Consider the following 12,642-nt stretch of genomic DNA (forward strand, 5'->3'; position numbering starts at 1 on the left):
TTTTAAAAAGTGAAAATAAAAGCCATTCTTATGGAAGGAATGGTGGAGCTATGCGGGATCGAACCGCAGACCTCCTGCGTGCAAGGCAGGCGCTCTCCCAGCTGAGCTATAGCCCCATATTTTTATTTCCTTGGGAGGAAATGGTGGGCGATACCGGGCTCGAACCAGTGACCCCCTGCTTGTAAGGCAGGTGCTCTCCCAACTGAGCTAATCGCCCCAAATTTTATTTCCTTGGGAGGAAATGGTGGGTCGTGCAGGATTCGAACCTGCGACCAATTGATTAAAAGTCAACTGCTCTACCAACTGAGCTAACGACCCAATGGTATCCCGTAGGGGAGTCGAACCCCTGTTACCGCCGTGAAAGGGCGGTGTCCTAGGCCTCTAGACGAACGGGACACTGGATTGAAGAACTTGGGAGTTCTTCGTCTCTTTTACTTTCTAAACCTAATCAATCTGTGTGGACACTCATCGTAAATATCTTCGTATAAGGAGGTGATCCAGCCCCAGGTTCCCCTAGGGCTACCTTGTTACGACTTCACCCCAGTCATGAACCACAAAGTGGTGAGCGTCCTCCCCGAAAGGTTAAACTACCCACTTCTTTTGCAGCCCACTCCCATGGTGTGACGGGCGGTGTGTACAAGGCCCGGGAACGTATTCACCGTGACATTCTGATTCACGATTACTAGCGATTCCGACTTCATGGAGTCGAGTTGCAGACTCCAATCCGGACTACGACGCACTTTTTGGGATTCGCTCACTATCGCTAGCTTGCTGCCCTCTGTATGCGCCATTGTAGCACGTGTGTAGCCCTACTCGTAAGGGCCATGATGACTTGACGTCGTCCCCACCTTCCTCCGGTTTATCACCGGCAGTCTCCCTGGAGTTCCCGACATTACTCGCTGGCAAACAAGGATAAGGGTTGCGCTCGTTGCGGGACTTAACCCAACATTTCACAACACGAGCTGACGACAGCCATGCAGCACCTGTCTCAGAGCTCCCGAAGGCACACCTGCGTCTCCGCTGGCTTCTCTGGATGTCAAGAGTAGGTAAGGTTCTTCGCGTTGCATCGAATTAAACCACATGCTCCACCGCTTGTGCGGGCCCCCGTCAATTCATTTGAGTTTTAATCTTGCGACCGTACTCCCCAGGCGGTCTACTTAACGCGTTAGCTCCGAAAGCCACGGCTCAAGGCCACAACCTCCAAGTAGACATCGTTTACGGCGTGGACTACCAGGGTATCTAATCCTGTTTGCTCCCCACGCTTTCGCATCTGAGTGTCAGTATCTGTCCAGGGGGCCGCCTTCGCCACTGGTATTCCTTCAGATCTCTACGCATTTCACCGCTACACCTGAAATTCTACCCCCCTCTACAGTACTCTAGTTCACCAGTTTCAAATGCAGTTCCGAGGTTGAGCCCCGGGCTTTCACATCTGACTTAATGAACCACCTGCATGCGCTTTACGCCCAGTAATTCCGATTAACGCTCGCACCCTCCGTATTACCGCGGCTGCTGGCACGGAGTTAGCCGGTGCTTCTTCTGTTGCTAACGTCAAGAGATAGCGCTATTAACGCTACCCCCTTCCTCACAACTGAAAGTACTTTACAACCCGAAGGCCTTCTTCATACACGCGGCATGGCTGCATCAGGCTTTCGCCCATTGTGCAATATTCCCCACTGCTGCCTCCCGTAGGAGTCTGGACCGTGTCTCAGTTCCAGTGTGGCTGATCATCCTCTCAGACCAGCTAGGGATCGTCGCCTTGGTGAGCCATTACCTCACCAACTAGCTAATCCCACCTAGGCATATCTTGACGCGAGAGGCCCGAAGGTCCCCCTCTTTGGCCCGTAGGCATTATGCGGTATTAGCCATCGTTTCCAATGGTTATCCCCCACATCAAGGCAATTTCCTAGGCATTACTCACCCGTCCGCCGCTCGACGCCCATTAACGCACCCGAAGGATTGTTAGTGTCGTTTCCGCTCGACTTGCATGTGTTAGGCCTGCCGCCAGCGTTCAATCTGAGCCATGATCAAACTCTTCAATTTAAAGTTTTGATTACCTAAACTAATAGGTGTGACTCAACGAATACTGACTTCAAAACTAATATTCATTCGCTCTTTTCGAAAAAGGAACGTGAACATGTAATTCTAAAGCTATTACCATTCCAACAGAATGATAATGAATTGACTGTGCCAAATAACCCCTTTCCATAAAGAAAGTAATTATTCGTATTGGTCACTCAGTTCATTGAAATCATTTTGTTACCGAAGTAACTGCTATTACGCTCTTTCGAAAAAGAACCAATAACGTTTTGATATTCATCAACGAGTGCCCACACAGATTGATAGGTTTAAATTGTTAAAGAGCTTTGCTTATCGAAACTTTCTTTTTACAAAGAAACCCTTGAAAGCGGACGTGAATTCTAGCGATTTAATCTTAAGTGTCAAACACTTTTTAAAATTAATTTCTTTCGAACTTTCCGTCTTACTGATTACTGCTGAAGCCTTGCGGCGTCTGCCGTGTCAGTGAGGCGGCATTATAGAGATCATCGAAAACATGGCAACCCCTTTTTTGATAAAAATTCAAAAAACTTGCTTAAGTGGATACTTTTACGTCAAAAGGTTCTTTCGTCGCTCAAAGCTCATACAATAATGGGCATATTGCTTAAAACTTTGCGACTAGATCTTTCGAAAAAGCCTCTATATCTAGCTCAATACTCCATTTCTCACTCAGTTCTAGGATGTTATCTAGCGATTGCTGAACTGTTTTTATCGTCAATGTGTTGTTGTCTAGGTCGTATACCTGTTTTTGCGTGGTGTAGTAGAAGTAAAGGATGGTCAGCGCGTCTCGGTCGCCTTGCTCAGCTTTGGGTTGAATACGCTTTAGCTTACGATAGATTTGATTATGGATTTGCTTAAGGTTCCATACATAAAGTGCTTCTTTGAAGTAATCATGCCCTTTTACACGACTCGCGATAAATGCATTCAATGCGACTGATAAGATCACACCTAATACGTTCAAGTGAAAATTACCTGTCGATTCGCCAACGATTGATTGCCCTGAACCGAATAGGTCAATCAGTATGGTTCCGAATACAATGGCGAACACGGCGAGAGAACCAACCAACGAAACCAATAACAGGTTCATCTTCTTTCTGTATTCTTCTTTATTGATCTTCTGTAACTTCATCGACTACTTCCTTCTGCAAGTCACCTAATAATTTGCGCATACTATCTACGTAAACATTGGGTCGCTTCAACCCTTACCATCTTGTAATGTGGTCATTCTCTATTTAATACGCAGAGTTCTTCTGATTGGCGCTATACGCAACTCTATTTGACTTCATTAATAGAAAAGAGTTACATACCGCCACAATTTTGGTTATTCATCAATTCATGTTGATAAAGCCCGCTTCGCTTTATCAAATACTGACAAGGTACATTCCATGCGTTCATTTGTATTACGCGCTCGCGCAGCCCCTACAGAGAGCAAACTTATCTTAGAAGGTGTTGGGCAAGATGCTCATACTGAGATTCTGGCTCATACTCTGATGAACACGATCTTCGTTGCTCAATCTCACCGTGAGAATGTCACCGTACACCTTGTATTAGAAAGTACTAAAGACTTTTCACGCACGATTACATTCGATTCAAACGAAATCACCAACATTGGTGGCTTCCATGAGTCTGCATTGTTATCAGCGGTAGTAAGAGCGGTTGACGCTTCTCAAGGTATGACAAAAGAACAGATGCGTCAGGTTGAACCGGGCATCACTGTTCGTACTATGAGTTTTGAGAAGCTCGTTAAAGAGCTAGCAGAAGACCACCAGCTGTACATGATGGATAAGAAAGGCGACTTTATCCGTGATGCAGAGATTGCTGAAAACCCATGTTTCCTTCTAACTGACCACATCCCTATGCCGAAGAAGAGCTACAACAGCTTAAAGCGTCTGGGAACAGAGAAAATCAGTTTAGGCCCAAACATGTTGTTCGCTTCTCAGTGCGTTGTGTTAATCAACAATGAGCTTGATTTAAGAGACTTCTGATTCTCTGCCACCACTTATTAAGCTACATCCCTTAAAACCCAGCCTTCCGTTGGGTTTTTTATTGCCTTATCCTCTGCATGACAATCTTTTTTAACACATTGTAACCTGTAATCATTTCGCTATTTTCAGCTTTATTGCATTAAACCTCGGAGCAATGCCTCTCTCTAACTCATTCAATCTTATAAATTTCTCATATCACTTCTATACTGATTCCAATCTTAATTAATCGTGTTAAAGGCAAAGGATGAGCGTATTAACCGTATTCTTCTGTGGAACAGGATCCAACTCAGAAGACAACAATCACAAAAACTATGTGTCTGGCGAATTGATTTCGACGTTAGCAAAGAATGCAACGGGCAGAGACATGATTGACTACATTCAAGTGGATGGGGTTGGTAGTGGCAATCAGAACGAGTGGTTGAAGCAAGGTAAGGACGACACCTATTCTGGAGTTAAGGGAACATTGTTGGGCAAAGGCATTGATAGCAATATGCGCCATGTTCTGAATATCTTGCGTGGAAACCAACAAGATAAGAATGACTACATGAAGCGAGCGAAAGGACTGCTCAGTGAATCTCGCCCTGCAAAATCGGCTTGGCCTTTTGCAACCAACCAGAAATATCAAGATTGGTTGAAAGATTCGCAAGAATTAGCGGCTGACCTGAAACACGGCATGGCAGCACGCCAGCAGAACATCGCGATTGAGCGCCAAAGTAAACCGATTAGCCAAGTTAACATCGTGGGCTGGAGCCGAGGTGGTGTAAGTTGCTTTGAATTGGCGAACCGTATGCTCAAAGATCCCGAACTTAGCCATATTCCCGTCAACATCTTTGCGTGTGATCCCGTACCCGGCGGGATGAACGCATTCAAGGATTACAAATCACTCGGTAAAAACGTTAAACAGATCGTGTGTGTTTTCGCGGAAGACGAACGCTCACTGGCTTTTAAAGCAAGAATGCCTCGCTTGTCCCCCTCAACTAAATACTACACAACCTACATGCCTGGTCGACACGGCACTTTGGTAGGTAATGCCAATACGTCTGGCGGAAGCAAAGGTGCAGGATTACTTACAGGCCCCGGCCTTGTCACACGAGACTTCATGGAAAAGGTATTAACTGGTTGGGGAACGCAACTTAAAGCGAGCACAACATTAAACTTCTCCCGACAACGCATCATCGAGTTATACGAGCAGATGCGCAGTCACGAAGAGTACTTCAATAAAATGCACGGCATGACTTACACCGCGAAAAACCGACTGCTATGGACAAGCAAAGACCGAATAGGTCAGCAGAGAGAGCGTCGCTACGGTATTCCAATGTATCGCTTTCAGTTCCCCGGCATCACTAACAATTATGGCGATGCAATTAATCGTCACCATTGTGATGTGTTAGCCACTAATGCTTTCGCAGCACACGGTACTTCGGCGGCAATACCAAACCCAGTCTGATACGTATGGTTTGTTAAACTCATTTCAGGACGGAAAACCTAAGCAAAAAAAGAGCTCAACTAAGTGAGCTCTTTTTTATCATCTTGTTCCGTCCTAAATATGGTTGACACATTTCCAACATGAAATTGGAGAGTGTCATGAAAACAACAAGTAGACGTACTCAACGAGATTATTCTCTTGCCTTTAAATTGGCAGTCGTAAGCCAAGTTGAAAAAGGCGAAATGACTTATAAGCAAGCTCAAGAACGTTATGGGATCCAAGGGCGCTCTACCGTTTTAGTTTGGCTTCGCAAACATGGTCAACTAGATTGGTCTAAAGGAATAGAACAATCGAGAGCGTTAGGAGCGACTATGTCAAACTCTTCCTCAACTCAAACCCCAGAGCAACGAATCAAAGAACTCGAGCAGCAATTAGAAGAAACTCAGCTCAAAGCTGAGTTCTTTGAAGCGGTTGTAAAAGTCATGGATCGAGATTTCGGAGTCCGAATCTCAAAGAAGCGCAAGGCCGAGTTATTAAGGAAAAAACGGTCAGAAAGTTGACCGTTACTAAAGCTTGTCACTTCATAGGTATTACAAGACAAGCTTTCTACAAACGCTGTGTTGCCGAAATTCATCAGACAAAGAAAGATGAATCTGTACTCGGTTTTGTGAAGGAGCAAAGGATGATGCACCCTCGTATAGGGACTCGTAAGATCAAGTATTTACTTGCTCAGAACGATATTGAAATCGGGCGAGACCGCTTATTCTCTCTGCTAAGAATGAATCGATTATTAGTACAGAATCGAAGGGCTTACCATCGAACCACAAACAGTAATCATCGCTTTTACTGCCATCCAAATCGAATCAAAGAAGGCTTAATACCGGAAGGACCAGAGCAATTATGGGTTGCCGATATTACTTATCTAGCAACGCGGCGTGGTAGTACGTATCTCAGTTTAGTGACGGACGCTTACTCAAGAAAAATCGTGGGCTATCACATAAGTGATGATATGAAAGCTCGCACGGTCAAGCAGGCCTTTTTAAACGCGTTGAAAGAGCGGAAGAATACAGGTGAGCTTGTCCATCACTCAGATCGAGGTGTTCAGTACTGCTCTGTTGAATACCAAGAGTTGCATCGACAGTATGGTGTATCTTGCTCAATGACTGATGGCTATGACTGTTATCAGAATGCGTTGGCAGAGAGGATCAACGGAATACTGAAGATGGAGTATCTGTTGAATAAACCTAATGATTTAGATGAAGCAAAGAAAATGGTCGCTGAATCAGTAAAAATCTATAATGAATATAGGCCTCACACGGCTCTAAAATACAAAACGCCCGATGAAATACATCGAGCGTTTTAGTCAATCAAGTGTCAACCCATATCAGGACGGGTCATCTAAATCTTGTTATCAATCGGGTTATCTAGGAATCAGACCTGATTAACCAAAGATGAAGCTGTATAGGAAACCTGCACCCATCGCCATGCTTAAGATAACGAATAAGAATGCTGCAATCATTTGGTTTTTGAAGATTGATTTAAGCAGGATAACTTCAGTCAAACTTGCACCTGCACTACCAATGATCAATGCCATTACCGAACCTAGCGCCATACCTTTTTGTACTAAAGCTGCACTTAGTGGGATTACCGCTTCAGCACGAATGTATAGGGGAATACCAATTACAGCTGCTACAGGAATCGCATACCACATACCTTCTCCAGCGTATTGTGCAATTAGGTCTGTAGGAATGAAGCCGTAGATGAATGAACCAATTGCGATACCCATCATCAAGTAAGGGAAAACTTGTTTGAAGTCTTTCCAAGTTGAGAGCCAAATTCTCATCCAACGGCTAGGCTCTTTCTTCTCTACGATTTCCACCGTCGCGCTTCCATCCGCTGAGCAGCATGAAACAGTCACTTGTGGCTCTTCCTTTTTAGAATCGCAGCAAGAAGTCTCTTTCGCCATTACTGGTACAGCTTTATTAGGAGCCGAGTCACCACAACTAGTACCACAGCTTGAAGAAGAACCTGTTGATTCATACGCTTCTGCTTTTACGTAACGCTCAAAACCTAGTTTCTCTAGTGCATAACCTGCCACTACCGATACCGTCATTGCTACTAGGAAGTAGAACACAGCCACTTGCCAGCCGAACGTAATCACGAACAAACCAATGATCACTGGGTTCAATAGTGGGCTACCGAATAGGAACACCATCATTGGACCAAAGCCCGCTCGTGCACGCAGCAACCCTTTTAAGAAAGGAATGGTCGAACATGAACAGAAAGGCGTAATCGCACCTAGTAACGCTGCTACTACATAACCCTTACCGTTACGTGAACTCAAGATAGACTGAATCTTTTCTGGTGTAAGAAACTCTTGCAGAATCCCAACAATGTAGCTGATCGCCAAGAAAAGGATGATTAGCTCTACTGCTAAGAAAGCGAACATATCAAGTGCGTCTTTTAGCATTGTTAACATTTCATTGCTCATAATTAACTCCAAACTGGATTGAAGGCCGGACTCTATGAGAAAAGTAACCAAACCTTTAATTTCGAATATTCTCGAATTATAGAAATAAACCGTCGTAGATCAAGAATTATTTCGATAAAAATCGAAATAATTTTCAAAGATATTATTTTTCAATAACTTAAACATTCATCACTTTAAAATTTGAATTCAGGCCACATTTCGACTAATATCGAAATCAAATCTTGAGGAGTTAATATGGACTTAGAAGTCGTTGCAAAAGCACTTAAAGAGTTGGGGCACCCTATCCGCCTAAGTATCTATAAGAGTGTTGTAAAAGCTGGCTACCAAGGCATTGCAGTTGGCGGCCTACAAGAAGAGCTAAATATCCCTGGTTCTACCTTGTCTCACCATATATCAAGCCTTGCATCTGCAGGACTAATCAGCCAAAGACGTGAGGGAAGAACCTTATTCTGCGTGGCAGAGTATGAATGCCTAGAAGGCGTGATTGGTTTCTTACAAGACGAGTGTTGCGCGAATGAACAGTGCAACTAAGGCATCTTTGAATAGGGCATCTTTAAACTTAGAACAAGTTTGGGCCGAGTATCAACAAGCGTTGAAGTCGTTTCTGCACTCTAAGGTCAACAATGCAGCCGATGTAGAAGACTTGCTTCAAGAGATCTTGATTAAGACTTATCAAAATCTAGACAAGGTACAAGATGCGAGCAGTGTTAAGGCTTGGCTGTTCCAATTAGCCAATCACACGATCATCGACTTCTACCGTAAACACGCTCGCCAGCAACGTGACAGCCAGATTGATGCCGAAGATCTGTGGTTTACCGATTTAGACCACGATTCAGAATTCAAACAGAAGCTATCATTGTGTATCGAGCCCTTTATTCAAGCACTGCCAGAGCAAAGTTCATCATTACTGCTTGCTGTTGACATCAAAGGTCAAAGCCAAAAAGATATCGCAGAGGCACAAAACATCAGCTACTCAACGGTAAAATCCCGCGTTCAAAAAAGCCGAGGGGATCTTAAAAATCTGTTTGAAGAGTGCTGTAACCTGTCACTTGATCAGCAAGGTAATGTGATTGATTGCGATCTCAAACCTGACGCTGATTGCAGTAAGTGCTAATCGTAATATTAGTTATTTAAATAAACACAACAAAGCCAGCAATTAGTGCTGGCTTTGTTGTTTTCATAATCTGTAAATCACTTTGTTTAAGCTAACCTAGTGCTTGATCGAACCGAACTATGCCGCTTCCGCTTTTACGACCGGTTGATAGCGCCCCGGTTTATGGTTCATCGCCAAAATCAAGTTGGTGACTATTGCGCCCAGTACAGACAACAGAACCAATGACACATCAACGATAAACAGTGACAGCACAACAATCGTGCAGTCTAGTGCCATCTGAACCTTACCCGCACGAATTCCAAAACGTTCTTGTAGGAACAGCGCCAGAATATTAAAGCCGCCCAAGCTCATCTTGTGACGGAAAATCACCAACATACCAGTACCAATTAACCCGCCGCCAAGTAATGCTGCATACAGTGCATGAATCTCGGCGATCTGAATCACGTGATATAAGTGATCCACTGCGAACGAAACTATCGAAACTGCAATAAAAGTATTGATTGTGAAACGCCACCCCATACGAGCGACGGATAAAATATAGAAAGGTAAGTTTAGTGCGAAGAACACTTGGCCAAAGCTTAGGTCTGTTATTTTGGTGATGAAGATTGCTAGACCAGCGGTGCCTCCGGTGAGCAAACCGACCTGATTGAAAAAGATAACGCCGAGTGATACCAATGCGCTACCTAAGATCAGTGCCAGCAAGTTTTCGCGAAGGTTATGATCTTTATCCATATGAATGACTCTCCCTGAATCTTTTAACATCGCGTTTCAGTCATGTTGAAACGATTTACGCCCAAATTTACGATGTTTAGCAGATAAGTCGAGCGAGTAGCCGATCTTGTGAGGTGATTAGTTTGTATATTAGTTTTTACAGTTTTGTGAAATATCTCAATAAAGCAATCAGTTATGAACATGAAATCAAGTATCTATTCTGAATTACACGCTTCTACCGTTGAATCAGTGAGCTTAGCGTTTTCCTATTTATTGGTCATGTTTCATCCCAATTCCAGCGACGCATAGATCTATGCATAAAACGCATAGACTAAATCACAAATGGTCATTTGATACATATCTCACTCGTCATTATGATGCGCGACTTCTTACAACATAGAGCGCATGTAAACACCTTATGTTTTCACAATCTCTTTTTGCCCAACTGGCAAGAATGACGTTATTCCTCGTCATTAGTTTGGTTATTGTGCATCACAGTCAGCCATTGATTGATCTTCTGGCTCAGCATGCCGTAAGCAGTGGGTGCCACCAGCAGTCAGGCCATGATCATTCTGGGCACGAACACCACCACGAAATGACTGACCAACACATGTCTGCGCAAGAGCACTCACATCATCACCATTAATTTAAGAGTATTAGAATGAGCATTTTCCGTTTTCCTTTACTGGTATGGCTTGGGATCGGCACACTTATTATCAGTCTAGGGATCAGACAATCATTCGGCATTTTCATGATGCCAATTTCAGAGCATTTCGGCACGGGTCGAGAGTTTTTCAGCTTCGCTATTGCTCTACAAAACCTGTTGTTCGGTGTGTTCCAACCTTTTGTTGGTATGGCTGCTGACAAATGGGGAGCAAGACGCATCATTATTGCTGGCGCATGTGCTTACGGTTTGGGTTTACTTCTTACCTCTATTTCTACCGAATCAAGCATGCTTTACGTTTCATTGGGCGCACTGGTTGGCCTTGGATTAAGTGCTACGAGCTATGTGATCGTGTTGGGTGCTGTCGCGAAAGTAGTACCCGCAGAACACGCAGCTAAAGCATTCGGTTTAACCACGGCTGCCGGTTCATTTGGTATGTTCGCGGTGATTCCGGGCGCGCAATACATGTTGAACGAATTCGATTGGCAAAGTGCGATGCAAGTGTTTGGAGTATTGTGTTGTTTGATGATCTCTTTTGCACTGTTCATGCGTGCGCCCAAAGCGGCATCAAACAAACAGGCTCAAGCAGAAGACAATCAAACATTGAAAGAAGCGTTGTCTGAAGCGTTCTCTAACAAAAGTTACTGGTTGATTCACGCTGGCTTCTTTGTGTGTGGTTTCCACGTGATGTTTATTGCGACACACTTGCCAAGTTACTTAGCAGACAAGAATTTACCTGCGAGCAGCGCAGCGATGGCACTGGCTTATGTCGGTATCTTTAACATCTTCGGATCTTACTTCTGGGGTGTAATGGGCGATAAGTTTAGTAAGCGTCATGTAATGTCGGCACTGTATTTAGTGCGTACAGTGGTTATTGGTGCGTTTGTGACTCTACCAGTAACGGAATCAACCGCAGCTATCTTCGGCGGGGCAATTGGATTCTGTTGGTTAGGTACAGTACCGCTAACTTCTGGCTTAGTTCGTCAGATCTTCGGTGCACGTTACCTATCGACTTTGTATGGCTTGGTTTTCTTCACTCACCAAGTGGGTAGTTTCTTAGGCGCTTGGGTTGGTGGTCGTATTTACGATTACTATGGATCTTACGAGCCAATTTGGTGGTCAACGGTGGTATTGGCATTTGCAGCAGCGCTTATCCATTTACCAATCAATGACAAGCCGATTGAGCGCATCAAATTGGCAATGGCTTAACATTTAACACTGACTCCCCCAGCAGCGAAAATTGATAAGCAAACCAATAAGAAGTGGATATCGAAAGGAACACATCCTAAGATATTCGCTCTCTTTTTTATTGGGCGTTGAAATCGAAATTATAACTAGCGAAACTTGCATAAACCTCACTGAATAATAAGACTATTCCTGCCGTTTTACTTTATAGTATTCGTTCTCCCCTTTTGAACTTATTCGCAGGCTTATGGAATACCTAGATCAGACCGCTCTTATCGCGATGGCGCTCATTTTTGCCGGCTCGTTTGTACAAACAGCAATCGGCTTTGGCCTGGCTATTGTGGCTGCCCCGTTGTTGTTTTTGGTCTCACCTGACTATGTACCCGCGCCTATCTGTCTCGTTGGTCTGTTCATTTCTGTATTCAACGCGTTTAAACACCGAGCAAATATCTCTATTGGTGGATTGAAAATCGCACTATTAGGCCGAATTCCCGGTTCACTGGCAGGCGGTGCTTTGTTGGTGATGGTATCAACAAGCGTTTTGTCACTGTGGTTAGGCTTGTTGGTTGTATTCGCGGTGATTGTTAGTTTGCTTCCGTTTAGGTTAGAACCGACACCTGCAAAAATGGGCATCGCTGGGTTCTTCTCAGGCTTCTTCGGTACCAGTTCAGGCATTGGTGGTCCACCTATGGCACTCCTTCTTCAACACCATGATGCGAATCAGCTTCGTGGCAACCTTTCTGCATTCTTTGTGTTTAGTTCTATCATTTCATTACTGGTACAGATCCCAATTGGCTTCTTCACAATGCATCATTTGATCATCACAATCCCGCTGCTTCCTGCCGCTTGGTTGGGTTACAAGGTGGCGTTATTGACGACGCAAAGCATTCCTAAAGAGAAGATACGTATCGGCTCTTTGTTGCTATGTTCTATCAGTGGCTTTACTGCCATTTGGCAAGGCTTAGCTGGCTAGCGCGAAGCAGAAACATCGATAAAGCAACAAGCACTAGG

11 protein-coding genes, 4 tRNA genes and 1 rRNA gene are annotated in these 12,642 nt (G+C 44.3%); 7 read left to right on the forward strand and 9 right to left on the reverse strand.

The window, feature by feature from the left end:
- Window positions 1-40: 40 nt before the first annotated feature.
- The 6 genes from OCV56_RS20250 to OCV56_RS20275 all read right to left on the reverse strand — a co-directional run bounded on the left by OCV56_RS20250 (window position 41) and on the right by OCV56_RS20275 (window position 3,184).
- A tRNA-Ala gene (locus OCV56_RS20250) sits at window positions 41-116 on the reverse strand.
- Between the two features lie 25 nt (window positions 117-141).
- Window positions 142-217, reverse strand: a tRNA-Val gene (locus OCV56_RS20255).
- A 25-nt stretch (window positions 218-242) separates the two neighbouring features.
- Window positions 243-318, reverse strand: a tRNA-Lys gene (locus OCV56_RS20260).
- 2 nt (window positions 319-320) lie between these two features.
- Window positions 321-396 (reverse strand) — tRNA-Glu (locus tag OCV56_RS20265).
- Window positions 397-485: 89 nt separating this feature from the next.
- A 16S ribosomal RNA gene (locus tag OCV56_RS20270) occupies window positions 486-2,040 on the reverse strand.
- 619 nt (window positions 2,041-2,659) lie between these two features.
- A complete protein-coding gene (locus OCV56_RS20275) occupies window positions 2,660-3,184 on the reverse strand; it encodes a DUF3087 family protein (RefSeq protein WP_086715399.1) in 525 nt (174 codons plus the stop codon).
- 256 nt (window positions 3,185-3,440) lie between these two features.
- On the opposite strand from OCV56_RS20275, the gene trmY reads away from it, so the two are divergent.
- From trmY to OCV56_RS20290, 3 genes are all read left to right on the forward strand, one after another.
- Window positions 3,441-4,040, forward strand: coding sequence for a tRNA (pseudouridine(54)-N(1))-methyltransferase TrmY (gene trmY, locus OCV56_RS20280; RefSeq protein ID WP_086715401.1), 600 nt, complete (start codon window positions 3,441-3,443; stop codon window positions 4,038-4,040).
- 244 nt (window positions 4,041-4,284) lie between these two features.
- A complete protein-coding gene (locus OCV56_RS20285) occupies window positions 4,285-5,487 on the forward strand; it encodes a hypothetical protein (RefSeq protein WP_086715402.1) in 1,203 nt (400 codons plus the stop codon).
- Window positions 5,488-5,624: 137 nt separating this feature from the next.
- Window positions 5,625-6,829, forward strand: a protein-coding gene (locus OCV56_RS20290; RefSeq protein ID WP_102514112.1) for an IS3 family transposase whose coding sequence is annotated in 2 segments (ribosomal slippage) — window positions 5,625-6,012 and window positions 6,012-6,829 — 1,206 coding nt in all. Because the reading frame shifts where the segments join, the coding sequence is not laid out codon by codon here.
- 78 nt (window positions 6,830-6,907) lie between these two features.
- On the opposite strand, the gene OCV56_RS20295 is transcribed toward OCV56_RS20290, so the two are convergent.
- Window positions 6,908-7,957: a permease gene (locus OCV56_RS20295; protein WP_086714273.1), complete on the reverse strand. Its 1,050-nt coding sequence runs from the start codon at window positions 7,955-7,957 to the stop codon at window positions 6,908-6,910.
- 234 nt (window positions 7,958-8,191) lie between these two features.
- Between OCV56_RS20295 and OCV56_RS20300 the strand changes: the two genes are divergently transcribed.
- Together OCV56_RS20300 and sigZ are read left to right on the forward strand one after the other, a co-directional pair.
- Window positions 8,192-8,488, forward strand: a complete 297-nt coding sequence (locus tag OCV56_RS20300; RefSeq protein ID WP_086714274.1) for an ArsR/SmtB family transcription factor — start codon at window positions 8,192-8,194, stop codon at window positions 8,486-8,488.
- Entirely contained in the window at window positions 8,472-9,071 is a 600-nt protein-coding gene (sigZ, locus tag OCV56_RS20305) for an RNA polymerase sigma factor SigZ (protein ID WP_086714275.1), read from the forward strand. The genes OCV56_RS20300 and sigZ overlap by 17 nt, the downstream gene beginning before the upstream one ends.
- 117 nt (window positions 9,072-9,188) lie before the next feature.
- Here sigZ and OCV56_RS20310 read toward each other — a convergent pair whose 3' ends face one another.
- Both OCV56_RS20310 and OCV56_RS26170 read right to left on the reverse strand, forming a co-directional pair.
- On the reverse strand, window positions 9,189-9,803 hold the full coding sequence (locus OCV56_RS20310) for a YitT family protein (RefSeq protein WP_086714276.1): 615 nt from the start codon (window positions 9,801-9,803) through the stop codon (window positions 9,189-9,191).
- Window positions 9,804-10,264: 461 nt separating this feature from the next.
- On the reverse strand, window positions 10,265-10,414 hold the full coding sequence (locus OCV56_RS26170; RefSeq protein ID WP_190960444.1) for a hypothetical protein: 150 nt from the start codon (window positions 10,412-10,414) through the stop codon (window positions 10,265-10,267).
- Between the two features lie 29 nt (window positions 10,415-10,443).
- Between OCV56_RS26170 and OCV56_RS20320 the strand changes: the two genes are divergently transcribed.
- Window positions 10,444-11,655, forward strand: coding sequence for an MFS transporter (locus OCV56_RS20320; RefSeq protein ID WP_086714277.1), 1,212 nt, complete (start codon window positions 10,444-10,446; stop codon window positions 11,653-11,655).
- 223 nt (window positions 11,656-11,878) lie between these two features.
- The gene (locus OCV56_RS20325; protein WP_167373184.1) at window positions 11,879-12,604 is read left to right on the forward strand and encodes a sulfite exporter TauE/SafE family protein; all 726 of its coding nucleotides are present in this window, start codon (window positions 11,879-11,881) and stop codon (window positions 12,602-12,604) included.
- Window positions 12,605-12,642 lie beyond the last annotated feature (38 nt).

It is taken from the genome of Vibrio gigantis, from assembly GCF_024347515.1.
Lineage (GTDB): Bacteria > Pseudomonadota > Gammaproteobacteria > Enterobacterales > Vibrionaceae > Vibrio > Vibrio gigantis.

Coding starts and splice junctions, on each gene's coding strand:
- OCV56_RS20285 (WP_086715402.1), top strand. CDS start 4,285: ATGAGCGTATTAACCGTATTCTTCTGTGGAACAGGATCCAACTCAGAA.
- OCV56_RS20275 (WP_086715399.1), bottom strand. CDS start 3,184: ATGAAGTTACAGAAGATCAATAAAGAAGAATACAGAAAGAAGATGAAC.
- sigZ (WP_086714275.1), top strand. CDS start 8,472: ATGAACAGTGCAACTAAGGCATCTTTGAATAGGGCATCTTTAAACTTA.
- OCV56_RS20310 (WP_086714276.1), bottom strand. CDS start 9,803: ATGGATAAAGATCATAACCTTCGCGAAAACTTGCTGGCACTGATCTTA.
- OCV56_RS20300 (WP_086714274.1), top strand. CDS start 8,192: ATGGACTTAGAAGTCGTTGCAAAAGCACTTAAAGAGTTGGGGCACCCT.
- OCV56_RS20325 (WP_167373184.1), top strand. CDS start 11,879: ATGGAATACCTAGATCAGACCGCTCTTATCGCGATGGCGCTCATTTTT.
- trmY (WP_086715401.1), top strand. CDS start 3,441: ATGCGTTCATTTGTATTACGCGCTCGCGCAGCCCCTACAGAGAGCAAA.
- OCV56_RS20320 (WP_086714277.1), top strand. CDS start 10,444: ATGAGCATTTTCCGTTTTCCTTTACTGGTATGGCTTGGGATCGGCACA.
- OCV56_RS20295 (WP_086714273.1), bottom strand. CDS start 7,957: ATGAGCAATGAAATGTTAACAATGCTAAAAGACGCACTTGATATGTTC.